At 65.8% G+C, this 16,661-nt stretch carries 21 protein-coding genes and 1 tRNA gene; 8 read left to right on the top strand and 14 right to left on the bottom strand.

The features are described from left to right. Positions 1–56 precede the first annotated feature (56 nt). Positions 57–521, top strand: a complete 465-nt coding sequence (locus BKA24_RS12810) for a DUF1294 domain-containing protein (RefSeq protein ID WP_343066122.1) — start codon at positions 57–59, stop codon at positions 519–521. 70 nt (positions 522–591) lie between these two features. Here the strand turns inward: BKA24_RS12810 and BKA24_RS12805 are convergent, their stop codons facing one another. Both BKA24_RS12805 and BKA24_RS12800 read right to left on the bottom strand, forming a co-directional pair. Then, positions 592–1,179 (bottom strand): 1-acyl-sn-glycerol-3-phosphate acyltransferase, encoded by a 588-nt coding sequence (locus BKA24_RS12805; protein ID WP_184218854.1) that lies wholly within the window; start codon positions 1,177–1,179, stop codon positions 592–594. Positions 1,180–1,195: 16 nt separating this feature from the next. Beyond that, positions 1,196–1,951, bottom strand: a complete 756-nt coding sequence (locus BKA24_RS12800) for a DeoR/GlpR family DNA-binding transcription regulator (protein WP_184218851.1) — start codon at positions 1,949–1,951, stop codon at positions 1,196–1,198. Between the two features lie 48 nt (positions 1,952–1,999). Here BKA24_RS12800 and BKA24_RS12795 point away from each other — a divergent pair, with 48 nt between their 5' ends. Beyond that, positions 2,000–2,380 (top strand): TIR domain-containing protein, encoded by a 381-nt coding sequence (locus BKA24_RS12795; RefSeq protein WP_184218848.1) that lies wholly within the window; start codon positions 2,000–2,002, stop codon positions 2,378–2,380. A 103-nt stretch (positions 2,381–2,483) separates the two neighbouring features. On the opposite strand, the gene BKA24_RS12790 is transcribed toward BKA24_RS12795, so the two are convergent. The 8 genes from BKA24_RS12790 to BKA24_RS12755 all read right to left on the bottom strand — a co-directional run bounded on the left by BKA24_RS12790 (position 2,484) and on the right by BKA24_RS12755 (position 9,507). Continuing rightward, positions 2,484–3,092: a recombinase family protein gene (locus tag BKA24_RS12790; RefSeq protein WP_184220791.1), complete on the bottom strand. Its 609-nt coding sequence runs from the start codon at positions 3,090–3,092 to the stop codon at positions 2,484–2,486. A gap of 207 nt (positions 3,093–3,299) precedes the next feature. After that, positions 3,300–4,589, bottom strand: coding sequence for an MFS transporter (locus BKA24_RS12785; protein ID WP_184218845.1), 1,290 nt, complete (start codon positions 4,587–4,589; stop codon positions 3,300–3,302). Continuing rightward, entirely contained in the window at positions 4,586–4,930 is a 345-nt protein-coding gene (locus BKA24_RS12780) for an ArsR/SmtB family transcription factor (RefSeq protein WP_184218842.1), read from the bottom strand. The genes BKA24_RS12785 and BKA24_RS12780 overlap by 4 nt, the downstream gene beginning before the upstream one ends. 90 nt (positions 4,931–5,020) lie before the next feature. Next, positions 5,021–5,581 (bottom strand): copper resistance CopC family protein, encoded by a 561-nt coding sequence (locus tag BKA24_RS12775; protein ID WP_184218839.1) that lies wholly within the window; start codon positions 5,579–5,581, stop codon positions 5,021–5,023. Between the two features lie 106 nt (positions 5,582–5,687). Next, on the bottom strand, positions 5,688–6,269 hold the full coding sequence (locus tag BKA24_RS12770; protein WP_184218836.1) for a hypothetical protein: 582 nt from the start codon (positions 6,267–6,269) through the stop codon (positions 5,688–5,690). Positions 6,270–6,674: 405 nt separating this feature from the next. Further along, positions 6,675–6,878: a hypothetical protein gene (locus BKA24_RS12765; RefSeq protein ID WP_184218833.1), complete on the bottom strand. Its 204-nt coding sequence runs from the start codon at positions 6,876–6,878 to the stop codon at positions 6,675–6,677. Beyond that, positions 6,850–7,752, bottom strand: a complete 903-nt coding sequence (locus BKA24_RS12760) for a hypothetical protein (protein WP_184218830.1) — start codon at positions 7,750–7,752, stop codon at positions 6,850–6,852. Before BKA24_RS12760 ends, BKA24_RS12765 begins: the two co-directional genes overlap by 29 nt. A gap of 480 nt (positions 7,753–8,232) precedes the next feature. After that, positions 8,233–9,507 (bottom strand): hypothetical protein, encoded by a 1,275-nt coding sequence (locus BKA24_RS12755; protein WP_184218827.1) that lies wholly within the window; start codon positions 9,505–9,507, stop codon positions 8,233–8,235. A 654-nt stretch (positions 9,508–10,161) separates the two neighbouring features. Here BKA24_RS12755 and BKA24_RS12750 point away from each other — a divergent pair. The 3 genes from BKA24_RS12750 to BKA24_RS12740 all read left to right on the top strand — a co-directional run bounded on the left by BKA24_RS12750 (position 10,162) and on the right by BKA24_RS12740 (position 12,432). Beyond that, positions 10,162–10,947 (top strand): hypothetical protein, encoded by a 786-nt coding sequence (locus tag BKA24_RS12750; RefSeq protein WP_184218824.1) that lies wholly within the window; start codon positions 10,162–10,164, stop codon positions 10,945–10,947. Between the two features lie 78 nt (positions 10,948–11,025). Next, complete coding sequence (locus BKA24_RS12745; RefSeq protein WP_184218822.1) at positions 11,026–11,541, top strand: hypothetical protein; 516 nt, start codon at positions 11,026–11,028, stop codon at positions 11,539–11,541. An 81-nt stretch (positions 11,542–11,622) separates the two neighbouring features. Beyond that, positions 11,623–12,432 carry a hypothetical protein gene (locus BKA24_RS12740; RefSeq protein WP_184218819.1) on the top strand — a complete coding sequence of 270 codons (810 nt, stop codon included), beginning with the start codon at positions 11,623–11,625 and terminating at the stop codon, positions 12,430–12,432. Between the two features lie 135 nt (positions 12,433–12,567). On the opposite strand, the gene BKA24_RS12735 is transcribed toward BKA24_RS12740, so the two are convergent. Continuing rightward, positions 12,568–13,131 (bottom strand): SMI1/KNR4 family protein, encoded by a 564-nt coding sequence (locus BKA24_RS12735; protein WP_184218816.1) that lies wholly within the window; start codon positions 13,129–13,131, stop codon positions 12,568–12,570. Between the two features lie 344 nt (positions 13,132–13,475). Here BKA24_RS12735 and BKA24_RS12730 point away from each other — a divergent pair, with 344 nt between their 5' ends. Beyond that, on the top strand, positions 13,476–13,745 hold the full coding sequence (locus BKA24_RS12730) for a hypothetical protein (RefSeq protein WP_184218813.1): 270 nt from the start codon (positions 13,476–13,478) through the stop codon (positions 13,743–13,745). Positions 13,746–13,808: 63 nt separating this feature from the next. Here BKA24_RS12730 and BKA24_RS12725 read toward each other — a convergent pair. From BKA24_RS12725 to BKA24_RS12715, 3 genes are all read right to left on the bottom strand, one after another. After that, positions 13,809–13,881, bottom strand: a tRNA-Lys gene (locus tag BKA24_RS12725). Positions 13,882–13,925: 44 nt separating this feature from the next. Then, on the bottom strand, positions 13,926–14,117 hold the full coding sequence (locus BKA24_RS12720; RefSeq protein ID WP_184220936.1) for a hypothetical protein: 192 nt from the start codon (positions 14,115–14,117) through the stop codon (positions 13,926–13,928). 120 nt (positions 14,118–14,237) lie between these two features. Continuing rightward, a complete protein-coding gene (locus BKA24_RS12715; protein WP_184218810.1) occupies positions 14,238–14,918 on the bottom strand; it encodes a fasciclin domain-containing protein in 681 nt (226 codons plus the stop codon). A 194-nt stretch (positions 14,919–15,112) separates the two neighbouring features. Here BKA24_RS12715 and sigK point away from each other — a divergent pair, with 194 nt between their 5' ends. Both sigK and BKA24_RS12705 read left to right on the top strand, forming a co-directional pair. Further along, positions 15,113–15,700, top strand: a complete 588-nt coding sequence (sigK, locus tag BKA24_RS12710) for an ECF RNA polymerase sigma factor SigK (protein ID WP_246367096.1) — start codon at positions 15,113–15,115, stop codon at positions 15,698–15,700. Further along, positions 15,697–16,608: an anti-sigma factor domain-containing protein gene (locus tag BKA24_RS12705; protein WP_184218804.1), complete on the top strand. Its 912-nt coding sequence runs from the start codon at positions 15,697–15,699 to the stop codon at positions 16,606–16,608. Before sigK ends, BKA24_RS12705 begins: the two co-directional genes overlap by 4 nt. The last annotated feature ends 53 nt before the right edge of the window (positions 16,609–16,661 follow it).

The raw sequence follows: 16,661 nt of genomic DNA, 5'->3' as shown, positions 1-16,661 counted from the left end.
CAAGGCTCACCGAGACAAGGGCAGATGACTTGATCAACACGCCCTAGGATCAGCGAGTGACCATCGGATACGACCGACCCCGGCGCGCATCTGATCGCCCGCGTGACTTTTCGCGACCTTTGCCGCCGGCGTTGAGTTGGTCGGTGTTCGGCACCTTCCTCGCCGCATTCACGATCGCCTACTTCGTGCTCGATCTTCCCTGGTGGATGCCGGTGCTCTACGCCGGCCTGAGCGTTATCACCATTGCGGCCTACGGCGTCGATAAGGGAGCCGCGCGCCGCGGTCGCCGACGGGTTTCGGAGCAGAGCCTCGTGATGCTCGGCCTGTTCGGTGGCTGGCCAGGAGCCCTCATCGCTCAGCAGCTGTTTCGACACAAGACCCGCAAACGCTCATTCCGTCGGGCGTTCTGGTGCTCCGTTGTCATCAATGTCGCCGCGCTGATCGGACTCATCGGCTTCGCAAAGCTGAGTGGCATCGCGTTGGACATTCCTGACGGAATGTTGTCGCTGGACCTCGTCTGAGCGACGCGCGATCAACGGCTCGTCGTTCCTCCGACCCGTCTGTCACATGAGCGCCATCGGCGGCTGACGCTTACGCCGAGGCAGTCGGACGAGGCTCGTCCTCCTCGCGCAGGCGTGGCTCGACCCGCCGAGCGGGAAGGAATCCGGACTTGTCGGCGTAGAACGCCCGGATGGTGTTCATGTCTGCGCTGACGTCTCCGGTGAGCGTGAGCGTGGGTCCCAGCCCGGTGGTCATGGTGGTGCGATCGACGTACCCGAGGGTGACGGGGAGGCCGGCCTCGCGCGCGATGCGGTAGAAGCCCGACTTCCAGTGGCCGACGCCGCCGCGGGTGCCTTCTGGTGTCACCACGAGGCCGAAGACGTCACCGTCGCGGATACGGCCGACGAGGTCGTCGACGACCCCGGCAGGGTTGGCCCTGTCGACCGGGATGCCGCCGATCGCCCGCATGACCGGGCCTCGCCAGCCGCGGAAGAGACTCTCCTTACCCAGCCAGCGAAACCGCATCTTCAGGCGCCATGCGATGGCGAGCATGAGCACGAAGTCCCAGTTGGAGGTGTGCGGCGCACCCAGGACGACGGTGGGCCGGGTGGGCGCGGGCTCGGTCGCGAGCGTCCACTTGCTGAACGTCCAATAGACCCTGGCGATGAGGCGGAGCATTCGGCAACCGTAACCCTCAGTCGGCGTGGACGAGGTTGATGCCGGCTTTGGCCAGCTCGCGCGAGGTCGGGTCGGTCTTCGGTTTGTCGGTGATGACGCCGGCGATGTCGTCGAAGGGGAGGACGGTGTAGCGGGAGGCGGCGCCGATCTTCTCGTCGCTGCCGAGTACGTAGGTCTCTGCGGCGCGGGCGGCGAGGGTGCGTTTCATGCTGGCTTCTTCGGGGTCGCCGGTGGTGAGTCCGGCGGTGGGGTGGATGCCGGTGACGCCGAGGAAGAAGAGGTCGGCGCTGATCCTGTTCGCGACCTCGACGGCGGCCGCCCCGCAGGCGACCGCGGAGTGTTTGAAGATCTGTCCGCCGATCAGGAAGATGTCTGCCTCGTGGTCCAGGAGGGCGGCGGCGATGGTGGGGCTGTGGGTGATGATCGTGCCGCGGAAGCTCTTCGGGAGCGCGTCGACCATGGCGAGCGTCGTCGTTCCGCCGTCCAGGATGATGGTCGCGCCCGGCTCGATCAGCCGAACTGCTGCCGCTGCGACCCGACGCTTGCTCTCGGGCGCGACCATCGAGCGTGCTGCGTAATCGGCTGTGGCTGGTGAGGCGGGGAGGGCCCCGCCGTAAACCCGCACGGCGAGACCTTGGGCGTCGAGTTCGCGCAGGTCGCGGCGGATGCTGTCCTCGGACAGCCCCAGCTCAGCAGCGATCTCCTTCGCGACGATGCGCCCGTCGGTGCGGAGGCGTTCGAGGAGGAGGTGCTTGCGTGCCGCAGCGAGCATTGTGCGGTCCTTCCTGTTTCTGCACGTTTCTGCTGTATTGTGCCGGATATGACCAAGCCTATGTTGATTCTGATCGCCGGGCCCTACGCATCCGGCACAAACGGGAACCCCGAACTGATGGCCCGGAACCTCAAGCGTCTGGAGGAGGCGGCCTGGCCGATCTTCCAAGCCGGCCACGTGCCGATGATCGGCGAGTGGGTCGCCCTGCCCGTGCTGGAGAGCGCCGGAGCGAGTGGGCCCACCGATCCGCTGGCGGCCGACGTGATGTATCCGACGGCCGAACGGCTGCTGCAGCACTGCGACGCGGTGCTGCGATTGTCCGGCGACTCTCGCGGCGCAGACCAAGATGTCGCGATCGCGCAGAGCCGTGGCATCCCGGTGTACTACTCCCTGGGTGAGGTGCCGAGCGCGGCGGGGTCAGCCTCGTGACTGGGTGAAGGCCCAACGGAAACACGCCTGGAGACGGCGTGCAGACCGAGCCGGGTGCGGCGGCGCCCTGAGGGCAAGGGTCGTCGCCGCAGTGGCGGCTTGTTCAGAAGATGTGCGCCTCGCAGGTGGCGAGGAATGCCACGCGTCGGCGCTGGAGTTCGCGGTACACGGTCGCGCGGGACACGCTGAACAGTTCAGCGATCTCGGCCTGGGTGTATTCGCCGCGGTCCTGCACGTCGAACAGGAGCTTGCGTTGCGTGTTCGACAGCTTCGGTTGTCTGCCCTTCAGATGTCCTTTCGCGCGAGCGACCGCCATCCCCTCCTTTGTGCGCATGCTGATCAGATCGCGTTCGAACTCTGCAACCATGGCGAGCACATTGAACAGGAGCCGGCCCACCGGATCTGTGGGGTCGTACCGACTCCCTCCAAGACTGAGCGCGACGCCTTTGATCGTCAGTTCGTCGGCGATGTCACGCGCGTCTCGCACCGACCTGGCAAGCCGATCGAGCTTCGTGACCACGAGCGTGTCGCCTGCTCGCACCGCCGCAAGCGCTTCGCGCAGCCCGGGTCTCGAGCGGTTCGTGCCGGTCAGCCCGTGATCGACGTAGATATTCGGATCAAGAACCCCGAGTCTTAGCAGCGCATCGCGCTGTGAGGTGAGGTCCTGATCGGTCGTGGAGACTCTGGCGTAGCCAATCTGTATTCCATCCATGGCGCCGAGCGTGCCACTCGCGAGACAGCCGCGCATCAGGGTGGATCCCTAATCGGGCATCGCGCGTAAGCGGGGCGGTCGCGTGCGACCAAGTGCACAGCTGCGGCTCCACGCGCGACCTGTTTCGGATCGAGCGCTTGCCGGAAACGATCGTTTTCGGTGGCACGACGGTTTTTGGTTACCGCGGCGGGCCGGAAACGGTGTCCGTTACGTGGTTTCGGCAGGCGTTTCCGGTGCGGATGCTGCTTCGCGTGTCGAGCTGTCGTCGTCCATCTCAGCGACACCACGTCGGCGGTGGGTGTTCTCTGCTTGGAGAAATGCGGCCGCGAGGGCGCCGGCCGCGAGGACGGTGAGGGTGATCGCGGCTGCGAGGAGGCTCGCACCGCCGAGCCATCCGGCGATGGGGTAGGTGATGAGGAAGCAGGCGTGGGAGAGCGCGAACTGGGCGGTGTAGACCAGGTTCCGGTTCTGCGGGGTGGAGGCTTCCGCGAGCAGGCGTGATGACGGGGTGTTCACGAGTGAGGTGCCCATGCCGAGCGCACCCCACGTCGCCAGCAGCAGCGGCCACCCGCTGGGGTTCGAGGTGAGTAGCCCGGTGATGAGGGTCGCGGCGGTGAGTCCGAGGACGATGAGGGTGCCGCCGAGGAGCATGGGGCGGGTGACGCCGAACCGGTCGACGAGCCAGGGGACGTTGAGGGCGACGACGAGGGAGCCGATGCCGTAGCTGGCGAGGGCGAGGGTAAGGGCGGTGTCGTCGAGCCCGAACACGCCGCGGGAGTAGACGACGGAGTTGACGAGGACGATCGCGGTGCCGGCGGCGACGACGATGTTGGTCAGCATCACGAACCGGAGCGTGGGGGTGCGTGCGAACACGCGCACACCGGTAGGGAGCCGCTGCCAGAACGTGTCCGATGAGGTGACGGGTTCTCGAGCGGGGAGCTTCGCGGTCACGACGAGGACGGCGGAGCAGGCGAAGCCGAGGGCGGTACCGAGGAACAGGTTGTTGTAGGAGACGACGGTGAGGAGCGCTGCGGCGATGATCGGGCTGAGTAGCGCTTCCAGGTCGTACGCGAGGCGCGACAGCGACAGCGCACGGGTGTAGTCGCGGGACTCAGGCAGCACGCTCGGGATGAGAGACTGGAACGCGGGCGTGAACGTTGCGGACGCTGACTGCAGGACGAACACGAGCACGTAGATCTGCCACGTCTCCGTCACCAGCGGCAGGGACAGAGCGATCGCGAAACGGATCGCATCCGCCCCGACCAGCACGGCCTTCTTCGGGAGCCGGTCAACGAGCGCGGCGACCAGCGGAGCGACACCGACGTAGGCGATCATCTTGATCGTCAGGGCGGTGCCGAGCACGGCGCCGGCGTTCTCGCCTGCAAGGTCGAACGCAAGCAGACCGAGCGCGACCGTCAACAGTCCGGTGCCTAGGAGGGCGAGGACCTGCGCCGAGAACAGCGCCCGGTAGGTCGCGTTTCGGAGGACGCGGATCATGCGTGGTGCCCCGGGGTCTCGTCCACCGCGTGCTCTGCTTGGCGGATCGCTTCGACGACGAGACGCATGGCGTGCTCGTCGGTCAGGCGGTAGAACGCCTTGTTGCCCTCCTGCCGGACCCGGACGATCTTTCCCCAGCGCAGCTTGGCGAGGTGTTGGGAGACTGCGGCGGGGCTGCGGTCGACGAGCTCCGCGAGGGTGTTCACCGACTGCTCCCCGTCGCGCAGCGCCAGCACGATACGGATGCGGGTCGCGTCCGCCAGGAGACGAAATACCTCGACGGCAACTTCGACGTACTCGCTCCCGGGAGTGAGATCATCCGCATTCGTATCTACGTGCATACGCAGATAGTACTACACGAGAGGGTGGCCCGAGCCGGCATTGAGAAAGAGCTAGCCCGAACCACCCTCCATGGGACTACGCGCGACGCATCACGAGCGGCGTCGACGCGCGAGAGTGACGGCGAGGAACGCGACACCAGCGGCGACGACCACCCCGCCGACCGCGAGCGTCACGACGCCCCACGTAGGGAGTCCGGCGGACTGGTCAGACTCTTCGGCTTCGGCGTCCGCGTGCGAGGTGTGCCCGTCGTCGTGGGCCTCGGAGACCGGTTCCGCATCGCCCACCGTGAACGGGATGGTGGAGGAGATGGGGTGCCCGTCACCGGAGACCACCCGCCACTGCACCTCGTAACCCGCGTCGGGCATGTCGGCGGCAAGCGGCACCGTCACGGCGGAGCCGTCGATCGTGACCTCACCGTCCACCCAGTCCTCGCCCGCGTCGTCGACCACGGCGATCTCTGCGCCCTGGGGGAGGACTTCGTCGGTGAAGACGAGTTCGACCTGCTGCGGGGCGGTGTCGAACTGCTGACCCTCGGTGGGGGAACTCGAGGTCAGGCTTTCGTGCGCGATCGCCGGAGCGCTGCTGGCGGTGATGAGGAGTGCTGCGAGGACTGCGGCCGCAGCGCCGCTGAACAGATGTGTGTGCCGCATGGGCATCCTTTCGGAATGTTCCCGACAGTGTGAGCGGGAACGAGCTGACACCCGCCGCAAGTAATGCGCGGGTCCGCGACGGCGACGCGCCGCCGCGTGGAGAAGGTCAGATACCGAAAGACAGCGGGGGGCCGCGATGCCGATCCCCCGGGAGAACGCACAGCGACCGCAACGCACGCACGACGCCCCGGACCACCTGGCGGGGAGAGTCAAAGGTCGCGGAGAGTGTGGCCGTGAAAGAGATGGTTTTCCGGTCCAGCCACGTCCGTGCTGCCCTGACGGCAGCCGCGGCAAGCAGCACAGACCGTTCCCCGACATAGATACCCGCGACCGTGATCACCGCAGCGACCGCGTGGGCAGCCCACATCACCCCGCCGTCATGGTCATGGGTCGTGGTGGCGGTGACCGTCGCCACCGAGGCTGCGACCTCCCCGTCGTGGTGACCGTGCAAGTGCCCGTGAAGCAGAAAAGCGCCTGAGGGGCCGCCGAGGGTGAACAAGGTGTGGAAGAGCAGCTGCGACGCGATCACCGCCACGGACAGGCGCCACATCGACAGGCGGTGACTCACCACCACCGTCGACACCGCGGACGCCAACACCAGCGGCACGAACACCCCGAGCCAGCCCGGAACCTCACCACCACCAGCGACATGAGACAGCAGCGCGACGAACGTCGCGAACAGCGCCACCAGACCACCGCGCGCAGCGCGAGCACCCCGATGCAGCCTCATACGACCATTGTCACCGACGGGATGCACTGTGCTCGCCGCGCCGAAAACGCCATCGTTTCCGGCAGGGGTGTCGTCTCGGCTGCCAATGTCACGACACGCCGTCGATGCGGTGGCCGAACCCCCCCCGCCGAAACGGCCACCCTCCGAAACCTCGCTCTGACGTTTTCGGCGCGACCTCGCGGTCTCTCGACTTGGTGTGGCTCGACCGGATCCCCGTGCGGGCATTGCCCGGATGAGGGACCACAGCGGGCGCAAGAGGCGACGCTGCATGTGGACTGTGGACGGATCAACACCGCGATCCCCTCTGAGCGACACGTTGTGCGATGTGCTCCATCCGGGCATGGCGGTGCGCCCTGCCGACGCCTATAGGCCAAGAACCAGGCTTCGCAGTCCCATCATCACCGCGCCGCCGCCGGACACAAGGATGACTGCGACGATCGCGGCAGCCACTACTGCGAGGATGACGACCAGGCGGCCGGTCGCCCCCCAACCGCCCTCGACCGCGGCGGTGATGGTGGACCACATACCCGCCTTGGTCTCAGCCTTCTTCGGATTCGGCGTTGTCATCGTCCATCACCTCCTTACTTGCGGGGTCCGGCTGCTTGCCTTGGCGTCGAGCCTGCGCGGCCTGCTGGAGAGCCTTGCGCGCCCTCAGGGAGAACTCGCCGTGGAGCACGTGCAGGGACGTTCGTCGGCGACCCTCCCCGGAGTCCGGATCGGACACCCAGCGCTCTCGGCTCTCCACGAGTCCCAGCATCCGTAGCTCGGCTAGGCCCTTCTCCGCGGCAGTTCGGGAGACGCCGTAATAGCGGTCGGCGCGGTCCACGGGCAGCTCAGCGTAGGGCTCCTGTCCGGTCTCCTTTAGGAGGATCAGGAGCACCGCGAGTGCGGGCCAGCTGAGCGTGCCGTGCAGCTCCTCGGTCCAGAACGCCGAGGGCAGGATGAAGTAGTTGTCTCCGGCACTTCCCTCGGGACGCTTGTACGCATCGCCAGAACCGCTCTCGTGCAGCGGTGTGACCTTTTTGAGCCGCTTCTGGTGGGTGCGGGTGACGAGCTGATTCTGTTCGAGAACCCCCCAGGCGTGGGAGAGGGACTGCGCGTTCCACGTCAGGGCGCCCGAAGCTTCGCACGTGAGGAACCGAATCCATGTGTCAGCGGGGAGTGCCTCATCGCTGCGGGACAACCACGACCAGTTGGTGAGGAGAGCCAGGTACAGCACCGCCGCGCGGTGGTTGCGTGCGAACTTCGGGAGAGTCCCAGGGTGGCTCTGTCCTCGCTCGGACGTGCGGGGGGACTGGACGAACGCGTTGCGTACCTTGGTGTAGCCGCTCGCGCCTCGACGCACGTACTCTTGACGTGTCTCCACGCCGGTGCTCGGCGGGGCATCCTCGGGGAACAGATTGGATTCGTCGGCATCGGAGGTGAAGGTTGGCTTCGGCATGTGGACACCATACCCCCTCGGTTGCCCGCGGTTTCGGTTTTCGCGGCACCTCACTTCGTCTTACGCGGCACAATGTGAGATAGAGGAACTCTGCTGAAACCGCTCGTGATACGGATGCACGGTCACGTAGGAGCCGTTTCGCCTGTCGCCTGCGCTCGTTGATCCCTACCAAGTGTCGACTCGCACGTTGTCGGCGCGGATATCGACGAAATGTGCACTGTCATGCCGTCCCGTCATAAACCTCGGTCGAACCCGCCTCGAGCGAGCACTCTTTGCTCGCAAGTTGCTCGAGGGTAGGCGCTCGGGGGATCTCGAGGTGCACGGGTCCTCCTGACCGGCGCGCGATGATTCACGGCGTCGACGCGGCTGGCCGGTGCGATTGCGCTCCTGGCCGGCGAGTCGGCCTCTGGGTACTCTGAGCGGCACTCTCCGCGTGCTCGCGCTCGCTCGGGATCGGCGTCGAGGAAGCTGAAGCGCGGCCTACGTAGCTGTGTCGTCTGCGTCCGGGTTGTCGACGTCGGGCCGTGCGCCCTGGACGAACGTCTCGATCGACTCGAGGTAGTACTTAACGCCGGCCGTCTGCTCGTCGTCATTCGTGAGTGGCGTCTCGACCCGGATCGTCGCTGTGACGAAGCTCTCATTTCCCACGGCGAGCCCGTCAGCTTCGGCGGTCGCTTCATCGGACATCGCCCCCTTGTATGCGGTGTTGGAGGCCGCGTCGATGATCTCGAACCGCTGGGTGCGCAGCACGAGGCCAGTGAGGATCCCACGACGAACGTTCACGTGGCTCACCTCGGGTGGCGCGTTGTCGATGAACTCGATCGCCGCCCGCACGCTGACGGGCTCAGCCGAAACGGCCTGAACCAGGTTGGTGTGAGCGATTGCAGTCGACAGCGTGAGGCCGCTCCCGACTGCGGCGAGCGGCTTGAGCATTGCGCGTAGCCGGCCACGAGTCTTCGGAGAGTGCTTCTTGAGCTCCTGCAGGAGCTGCGGGCCTTCGTTCGTCGCCACAGCTGCAATGAATGACGAGAGCTGCTCGAAGACGTTCGAGGTGACGTCAGTCGGCTCGACGACGCCAGCTGAGTCAATCGCCATGACCAGCACGAATGATGCCGCCTGCAGCTCGAGGGTCGAGACGCGCAGCTCGCGGGTGATCGGCGACTTTCGCTTGCCCACGTACTCCTTCGCGATCGACCCGATGGCGCCGTCGACGGCGACCTGCAGCTCGCCTGCGTTACGGGCAGGAAACTCCGTGATGCGCGCGCCTTCGTGCTCGACCTCGATCGCGAACAGCGTGCGCGACTGCGCCTGGGCGAGCGCAACGAGTCTCGACGGCTCGTACGGCTCGACGGTCGCCGTGGGCAGTGATAGCCGAGCGTCCTCGCTCGGCAACCACCGGGCCGGTAGGTCTTCCCCCAGCAGCTGCGAGATTGTCGGGACGGATCCCTGGCCGCCGAACGCGTCCTCGACCCACGCCCAGTCGACGCGGAACAGGGAGCTTCGCGCGGCCTCCGCGAACACCTCGCGGAACGGCACGATACCTGCCCGCATCGCACGAAAGCGATCACCGCTGACCGCGACGGCGAGCGTCACGAGGTCACCCGTCTCCTCATCCTCGTCGACGGTGTTCACGATGTAATACAGGTCAGGCATGCCGATCGACCGCATCGCGAACGTGCGCCGGCCGTCGAAGTAGACGTACGTCTCGACGTGCTCGAAGGGTGTGCCGACGAGATCGAGCGATTCGAAATCCATTAGCTCACCTCCAGCACTTCCACGATTGCGCCCTTTGGGACCAAGTCATAGGGGTTCGTCCACCAGTCGTGGTGACTGTGGCCCTCCGACGTGGGGCTGTGACGGAGGGGGCCGTCCAACGCACCGATCGTAACCTCAGCCACCGACTTACCCCTGACCCACGGTGTGAACGCGGTCGCTCCGCGGACGTCGGCGAGATCCGCAAAAACTGACAGGCCGTGCGCCTCGCAGTCGTCCTCCTTGCCGAACAGCTCGCCCCGGGGTGTCTCGTACGGGCGACGCCAGCAAATCGCCGTCGCCGCATCACCAACGGACATGCCCTTCGGCGCTAGGCGATAGTACTTTCCCGGCTTTGGTGCGGCGTCGGCAGGCGGGCAGTCAGGCGGGAACGGGACAGGCATCCTTCGAAGTAAACCATGAGCGCGAATCCTCCCGCGAGCAGCAGTCGCCGTGCGCACAGTCACTCCGCGCAGGCTTGTGCACGAGCACATCTGGCACGCGTAGGCCAGCCCGCTTAGCCGTCCAAGTCAGATTGCGCATTGGATGCCTCCCCCGCGCGGGTGGTTAACCGGAGGCTCCGATGGACGATCGCGGGCACGGCGTAGCATTCGTCCAATGAAGGGTCCTCGGGGAACTGACTCTACGAAGAAGGCATTGACTTGGCTCGTCATCAGCACGCTGACGGTCGTCCTGTCGGGTGCGCTGCTTGTGTATCTCAGCGCAGTGTTCACGAACCGTCCCGACGAGCTCTGGCTGGAGGCCGGAAAGGCCGGCATGCAGCTGCTCGTTTTGGGTGTGCTCGGAGGCCTTCTCACCGCTGGCTGGCAACGAGGTACAGAACAACGGAGTGCGGAGCGGGCTGAGCTCGCGGCACAACAGCAGCGGGATCACGAGGCCGCCGCGCGCGAGAGACAGACGGATTTGGAGGAGCACGAGCGCCGGCTTCAGAGGGAGCGGGAACTGCACGACCGCCAGCTCGCGACATTCCTACAAGTTGTGTCCGCGTACAACGGCGTCAAGGCGGTGCGTCGTCGACTGAAGAGCCTTGGGTTCGGTGACTCCGCGAGCCTTGTTGAGATCGACGAGTGGCAGGCGTCCGGATTCCACGAGGCGATGATGCAACTCAGCGAGCACCAGCTTGTGTTCGAGGCAATCGCGAGAGAGCTCCGCGAGACTCGATTGTTCGGCGAAGACTCGGATTCGATGGTGGCGGACTTGGAAGCCATCGAAAGCTACCTCAACAAGCACGTCGACTTCTGGGAGAAGCACGGCGCTGACGTTCGCAAGGGCATCGCCGCAGGCGCGGCAGCGCGAGGCGTACACGGCGTCGTCCGGTACTCCCCGTTCGAGCACGGCGTGGTGACCCACCGGCACCGATTGACTGAGTCCATGCACAGACACTTGTTCGAGCGCATCGATATCAGCGGGCCGGGCGGCTGAGTATCGTCACCCGCGGCCGTTTGCCGGTCGCCTCACGAGACATGGAAGTTGAGACACTGGTTCTGCGAGGATCTGCTCATGAGCGCAGCAGATCTCGAGGCCTCCTTCCCAGCCGTGAGAATCGAGTCGTGGACTCCTGAAGTCGAGATGGACACCGACGCGCTCGTCATGCATACGGTCTACGTCTTGCCGACTCGGACGGTAGTCGTGGACGAGTTGCCCGTTACGGTCTTCGACGACTCCGTCCGCTTTCTTCCGAAGTATGCACGCGCAGCCGGGGCGGAGGTACAGTTCGCCCCCATCCCTGGTGACCGTCGATTCGTGTCCGAGTACTCGCATGACCCGGGCGTCTGGGAGCTGGCGCTTACGTGCTACGGCTTCCTCAACGACTGGTTGATCATGGCGGTAACCGCATGGATCACCTCACGTTGTCAAGTGACCGGGCTGTCTGAGTCGGAGGCGCTGGAGCGCGAGATGGAACTCGAGATCGCCGAGTGGAAACCGAAGAAGGGCAAGTTCGTCGGGCTTCGGGTAAAGGGGCGAGGGTCAGATGTGATCGACGCGATACGCGAGCTTCGCGCGCTGGATGACTGAACTATGCGCGTTGGCGGCACGATAATTCAGTGGGGTCCAGTTCCGCCTCCGCGAGGACCGCTGCGAGATGCGTACCTCGACATGAATGGACGCGAACAGCTCCTCGTCGCAGAGAGCGAAATTGGACTAGCGATTATCGCCCTGGGCTCGTTGAACCCCACGGATCTCGATGTGCATCCCATCGAGTCAGAAGACGATGAGGCGCGACTTGAACAGCACTCGACGCTGAAGGCGCTCTGGGCCGACCGTCGACGTCAGATTGGCGGGACCAAGATCGCCGACGCCGAACCGCACATCCGATCAGCCGAACAGGCTGCCGTAAGGGCACTCAACTTTCTCGAAGATCACGCGCTCGGCGAAGCCGCGCACGAGGCCGTGCATAGAGCCGCTCAGTTGCGTCGTGGCTTGTTGGGTTGCCCCATTGAGTTCCGAGACGACGCCTACTGGACAACATGCCCGTTCTCCTTGGCGCACATCCGGGTCGGCTTTTCCGCGGGCATCACGGGATCGTTTGTTTGCTCGGTGTGCGAGAAGCCGATGGAGGACTGTGATCACCTCCCGGGAACGACATATGACCATGTCAAGCGCGGAGGAGACGGTTCATGCAACGTCTGTCACGAGTCCAACTGCGAGCACACTGACGGCGAAACCTATGCCGCTACGGCCACTCCCGTTGGCGTGGCTTTCAGCGCTCACGAGGTCTCCATGGTCCCGCGACCGATGTACCCGCAGGCGCGGTTCGGAGAGATCGAAGTCACTGACGATCTCGACTTTGAGGCTCGTGCGCTCGCGCAGGCGGGACGCTTGCACTGCGATGAATGCTTGGGGCCATGCGAAGGGCTGCTTGACGCGCGAACTTGGGCGTCCAGGGTCGGGCTGCCGATCGCATAGCCGCTGATGCGTACTATCGCGCGTCGAGTGCCGGTTGGCGCCCGAGCGCCAATACACGACGCGAACCCTCGGCGTACGTATCACGGTCGCTCTCCGGGCTTCGAGTGGATGCGCGGAGCGGTGTTTCGCCGCGGTTCAGGGGATGTCGTGGCCGAACGCGAGCAGGGTCCAGGGGGGAAGATCGGTTGCGGTGATGCGTGTCTCGTCCGGGCGCGCCCGGGCACCGAATTCGCGGTGCAGGTAGTCAAGCAAGTCGTCTCCGTACACGATCACGTCAGTCTGGTAGACGGACAAGACAGGAGCACGGGTTCCGTGCGGGGCGGCGGGGAGGTAGCGGTGCCCGTATAGCGGCACCAATTGCGGCCACAGACTGGTCTGAGTATCAACTACCTCGCGGCGGGCCCGTTCGTCCGACGGCCTCGCACCCCACGACGTAGGCCAGAACTCGTTGTTCTCAACATCGAAATGTGCGCCCTCCAGCGGCCACGAGATCGCGGCCCGGATGCGATCATCGTCCAGGTCTCGCCAGTTGAACCACCGGTCCCCGACGGGTAGCGCCTCGGATAGGAACTCGCGGTGGTCGGCGCCGAACTGCACGCCGTACGCGGACTGAGCGGCCACGATCTCCGCATCGCTCAGACCTGGCGTGAGGATCACACCGATGCCACGAAGGAGGTCGACGGCAGCGCTCTGAGACACCCCTGCAGGATATGGGGTGGCGATGCACTCCTCCTTCTCGCACTTCCAGTCGAGAACTCGCCTCGCACGAGTGTCGGTCGGCGCGCGAGAAGATTGCGGTGCGCCCACCACAGCGAGCCGCCGTCGCGAACAGGTGTCTCAGAAGGGCCGCCGTGAAAGACGCCCGCTGGCCGTCCGGTATGCGAGCGTAAGGGAGCTGCGTCCCGGCAGAGACTCTCGTGCGAGTCGAGTAGCGGCCGAGCGCCAATGTACGCAGGCGCGCCCGTGGGCATCGCCGTGCGGACCTCACGCAGTCGAGTGATCGTGCTGCCAGGACGAGGCGATCTATCTGATTACATGGCCAGATGGGAAGTCATTCCGGAATACCTGAGCCCGGTGAGGAGCGCATCCCTATTGCACAAGCGCTGCCGGGCCTTGAGGTGCACGCGCTCGAGCCAGGCGCGACCCCGGTCGAGGCGTTTGTACTCGTGAAGACTCTCGACGACGAGGGGTATACGTCATGGGCTTACCGCACGACCAACCGGCTCAACCGCGAGGAGCTGCTGGGTGCACTCACAGTGCAGGTAGCCGTACTGACGAAAGAACTGCGAGACGAATGGGACGACGACGAATAGCGCTCGTCACTTGCCGAGTGGGCGCTGAGCGCAGCCATCAGGGCTTCGATGCCTATCCAGAGGTGGGCCCCGTGGGGCTCGAACCCACGACCCGCGGATTAAAAGTCCGATGCTCTACCGACTGAGCTAGAGGCCCTCAGCGGTCAAGCCTACCGGCCCGCGCGGCTCGCGCTTCGCGCGTCAGCGCTTCTTCCAGGAGTCCACGATGATCCCGATCAGGATGCCGCCGGAGAGGCCGAACACAATCCCCATCGCGAAGTTGTCGAAGAACAGCAGCCCGATCGTCCCGCCGATGGGTATCCCGAGGGCGATTCCCATCGTGAGCCCGTTCGTCGAACCGCCGTCTTCGGAGTCTTCGTCGGTGCTGCTCATGCCTCGACGCTACCGACGGCGGTGCGACGCGGCATCCCCCTGCGGACGGAGCGCACGAAAAAGGCGACGCCGTCAAAGCCCGCAGAGCTTCAACGGCGTCGCCGGTCTAGAAGACCGTGATCACATCGGGGGCATCAGCACCGTGTCGATGAGGTACACAGTCGCGTTGGCGGTCTGAACGCCACCACAGATGACCGTGGCGTCGCCGTTGACCATGATCTCGTCGCCCGAACCGGTGACCTCGAGGTCAGCACCGTTCACCGTGGCGTGGGTGCCGTCGATGTCGTCCGGAGCGATCTGGCCGGGGACCACGTGGTAGGTCAGGATCGACGACAGCGTGTCGGCGTCGGTCTTGAGGCCCTCGATGGTCTCGGCGGGGATCTTCGCGAACGCCTCGTCCACCGGGGCGAACACGGTGAACTCGTCGCCGTTCAGCGTGTCGACGAGGTTGACGTCGGGGTTCAGCTCACCGCTGACCGCCGAGACGAGCGTCTTGAGAAGGGGGTTGTTGGATGCCGCGACCGCAACCGGGTCCTGCGACATTCCCTCGACCGAACCAGCGCCATCCGGCACAGCCTCGGCGTAGTCGGCGCAGCCGGCACCAACGAGGTTGGCGGCCGGGTCCATCGTGCCCTCGTCCGTCTCCTCAGGAGCCTGCGACTCCATGGGTGCCTGCGACTCCATCGACTCGTCGGTCGAGCTGTCGGTGCCGGTGGACCCCATCGAACAGCCGGCGAGAGCGAAGGCTCCGGCCAGAGTCAGAGAGAGTGCTGCGGTCATCTTCTTCTTCGTGCTGAGCATGATTACCTCCATGTGTTGGGACCGCCCTCTGCGGCGGCGATGTCTGGTCTTCGGAGTAGCTCAGGGAATGGATTGCAAGTTTTTCGAGATTCTTCGAAATGAATCCATTTCGGCTCCGTACGAGCCGACGCCGAGGTCGCGAAAAGGCCCGTTCACATTCGGTTCGGAGCAGGGGATGAGGCATGCTTATCGGGATGGTTATCGACGGTGTAGACGTCCCCGAAGACGGGCCCGCGGCGGATCACGCCGCCGACCTGCTGGTGCGTGTCGCCAGCGGCGACCAGGCCGCCTTCGCCGACCTCTACGACATGCTCTCGTCCCGCGTCTTCGGACTCATCCGGCGGGTCCTCGTCGACCCCTCTCAGAGCGAAGAAGTGCTGCAGGAAGTTTTCCTCGAGGTGTGGCAATCCGCTGCCGCCTTCGCTCCGAACAAGGGGCAAGGAAGAAGTTGGATCCTCACGATCGCGCATCGCCGAGCCGTAGACCGGGTGCGCGCATCGCAAGCAAGTACAGATCGAGATGTGCGCGTCGGAGCCCGTGACGCGCACACGCCTCAAGAAGGAATCGCAGAGCAGGTCGAGCTGCGTATCGAAGGACGCCGCGTCGTGCGGGCCCTCGGAACGCTTCCCGACCCGCAACGCGAAGCCCTCACCCTCGCCTACTTCGGGGGGTACAGCCAAAGTGAGATCGCAGCGCTGGTGGGAGCGCCGCTAGGAACGATTAAGACCCGAATGCGTGATGGCCTATCGCGCTTGCGTCAGGAGATGGGGGTGACACTGTGAACGAAAAGGACTTCGCCGAGCTCTCGGCCGGACACGCGCTCCACGCGCTGAGCCCCGAGGACGAGCGCGCTTACCGTGCTGCCCTCGAGACCCACCCGGAGTGGGCTGACCTCGTCGCCGCAGATGCCCAGGCCGGCGCTCTCCTCGCGGAGGGCTTCGGCGAGGAAGAGCCGCCGAGCGAGGTGCGTTCCGCGCTGCTGGCCCGTATCGCCGGGATGCCGCAGGTCGCTGCCTCGTTCGCGGGCGGGCCCGCCGCTTCGAAGCCCGCGCGCGACGTGCCGGTGGTCGACGAGCCGGCTGCTGCTGCTGAGGCGCCGGCTGCCGACGCGTCCGCCGCTGACGTTCCGCCCGTGCCGGAGGTGCCCGCCCCGGTCGCCGCCGAGGCTGAGCCCGTGGCGCCCACCGCCCCGCCGACCGAGGTCGTGCAGACCATCCAGCGCAAGAACTGGACCCGCGGACTGTTCGCGCTCGTGGCATCCGCTGCCCTGCTGGTCGGCATCGGCTGGGGAGTCGGCGCGATCGTCGAACAGGTGCGGACACCCGTCGAGGTGCAGGCGCTCGAGCAGATCGAAGCGGCGCCCGACGCGCAGTCGGTCGTCGGTCAGTTCGCCGACGGTGGCGAGGCGACCGTGCACTGGTCGCCGTCGGTCGGCAAGGTCGTGCTGACCACCGCCGAGACGCCCGAGATCGCCGACGACCGCAGCTTCGAGCTCTGGTACGTCCGTGGTGACGAGCCGATCGCCGCCGGCACCTTCGAGCCCGGCGAGGACATCACCGCCCTGTTGGACGGCGACATGGAGCCTGGCGACATCATCGCGGTCACGGTCGAGGAGCAGGGCGGATCGCCCGATGGCACCCCGACGACCGACCCGATCATCGCCATCCCGACCAACCCCGGCGACGCCTGACCCACCCCGCGCGACGCCCCGCTGCCGATCCGGTAGCGGGGCGTTGTGGTTGG

The sequence above is a fragment of the Microbacterium marinum genome (genome assembly GCF_014204835.1).
Taxonomy (GTDB): domain Bacteria; phylum Actinomycetota; class Actinomycetes; order Actinomycetales; family Microbacteriaceae; genus Microbacterium; species Microbacterium marinum.
The sequence above is the reverse complement of the archived record's forward strand: the minus strand, read 5'-3'. Positions and strand labels throughout refer to the sequence as shown.

What these genes read in the sequence shown, in the direction of transcription:
- BKA24_RS12720 (WP_184220936.1), bottom strand. Translation starts at nt 14,117, where the DNA reads ATGAGCAGCACCGACGAAGACTCCGAAGACGGCGGTTCGACGAACGGG.
- BKA24_RS12745 (WP_184218822.1), top strand. Translation starts at nt 11,026, where the DNA reads ATGAGCGCAGCAGATCTCGAGGCCTCCTTCCCAGCCGTGAGAATCGAG.
- BKA24_RS12775 (WP_184218839.1), bottom strand. Translation starts at nt 5,581, where the DNA reads ATGCGGCACACACATCTGTTCAGCGGCGCTGCGGCCGCAGTCCTCGCA.
- BKA24_RS12715 (WP_184218810.1), bottom strand. Translation starts at nt 14,918, where the DNA reads ATGCTCAGCACGAAGAAGAAGATGACCGCAGCACTCTCTCTGACTCTG.
- BKA24_RS12790 (WP_184220791.1), bottom strand. Translation starts at nt 3,092, where the DNA reads ATGGATGGAATACAGATTGGCTACGCCAGAGTCTCCACGACCGATCAG.
- BKA24_RS12800 (WP_184218851.1), bottom strand. Translation starts at nt 1,951, where the DNA reads ATGCTCGCTGCGGCACGCAAGCACCTCCTCCTCGAACGCCTCCGCACC.
- BKA24_RS12805 (WP_184218854.1), bottom strand. Translation starts at nt 1,179, where the DNA reads ATGCTCCGCCTCATCGCCAGGGTCTATTGGACGTTCAGCAAGTGGACG.
- BKA24_RS12795 (WP_184218848.1), top strand. Translation starts at nt 2,000, where the DNA reads ATGACCAAGCCTATGTTGATTCTGATCGCCGGGCCCTACGCATCCGGC.
- BKA24_RS12785 (WP_184218845.1), bottom strand. Translation starts at nt 4,589, where the DNA reads ATGATCCGCGTCCTCCGAAACGCGACCTACCGGGCGCTGTTCTCGGCG.
- sigK (WP_246367096.1), top strand. Translation starts at nt 15,113, where the DNA reads ATGGTTATCGACGGTGTAGACGTCCCCGAAGACGGGCCCGCGGCGGAT.
- BKA24_RS12755 (WP_184218827.1), bottom strand. Translation starts at nt 9,507, where the DNA reads ATGGATTTCGAATCGCTCGATCTCGTCGGCACACCCTTCGAGCACGTC.
- BKA24_RS12765 (WP_184218833.1), bottom strand. Translation starts at nt 6,878, where the DNA reads ATGACAACGCCGAATCCGAAGAAGGCTGAGACCAAGGCGGGTATGTGG.
- BKA24_RS12760 (WP_184218830.1), bottom strand. Translation starts at nt 7,752, where the DNA reads ATGCCGAAGCCAACCTTCACCTCCGATGCCGACGAATCCAATCTGTTC.
- BKA24_RS12780 (WP_184218842.1), bottom strand. Translation starts at nt 4,930, where the DNA reads ATGCACGTAGATACGAATGCGGATGATCTCACTCCCGGGAGCGAGTAC.
- BKA24_RS12730 (WP_184218813.1), top strand. Translation starts at nt 13,476, where the DNA reads ATGGGAAGTCATTCCGGAATACCTGAGCCCGGTGAGGAGCGCATCCCT.
- BKA24_RS12740 (WP_184218819.1), top strand. Translation starts at nt 11,623, where the DNA reads ATGAATGGACGCGAACAGCTCCTCGTCGCAGAGAGCGAAATTGGACTA.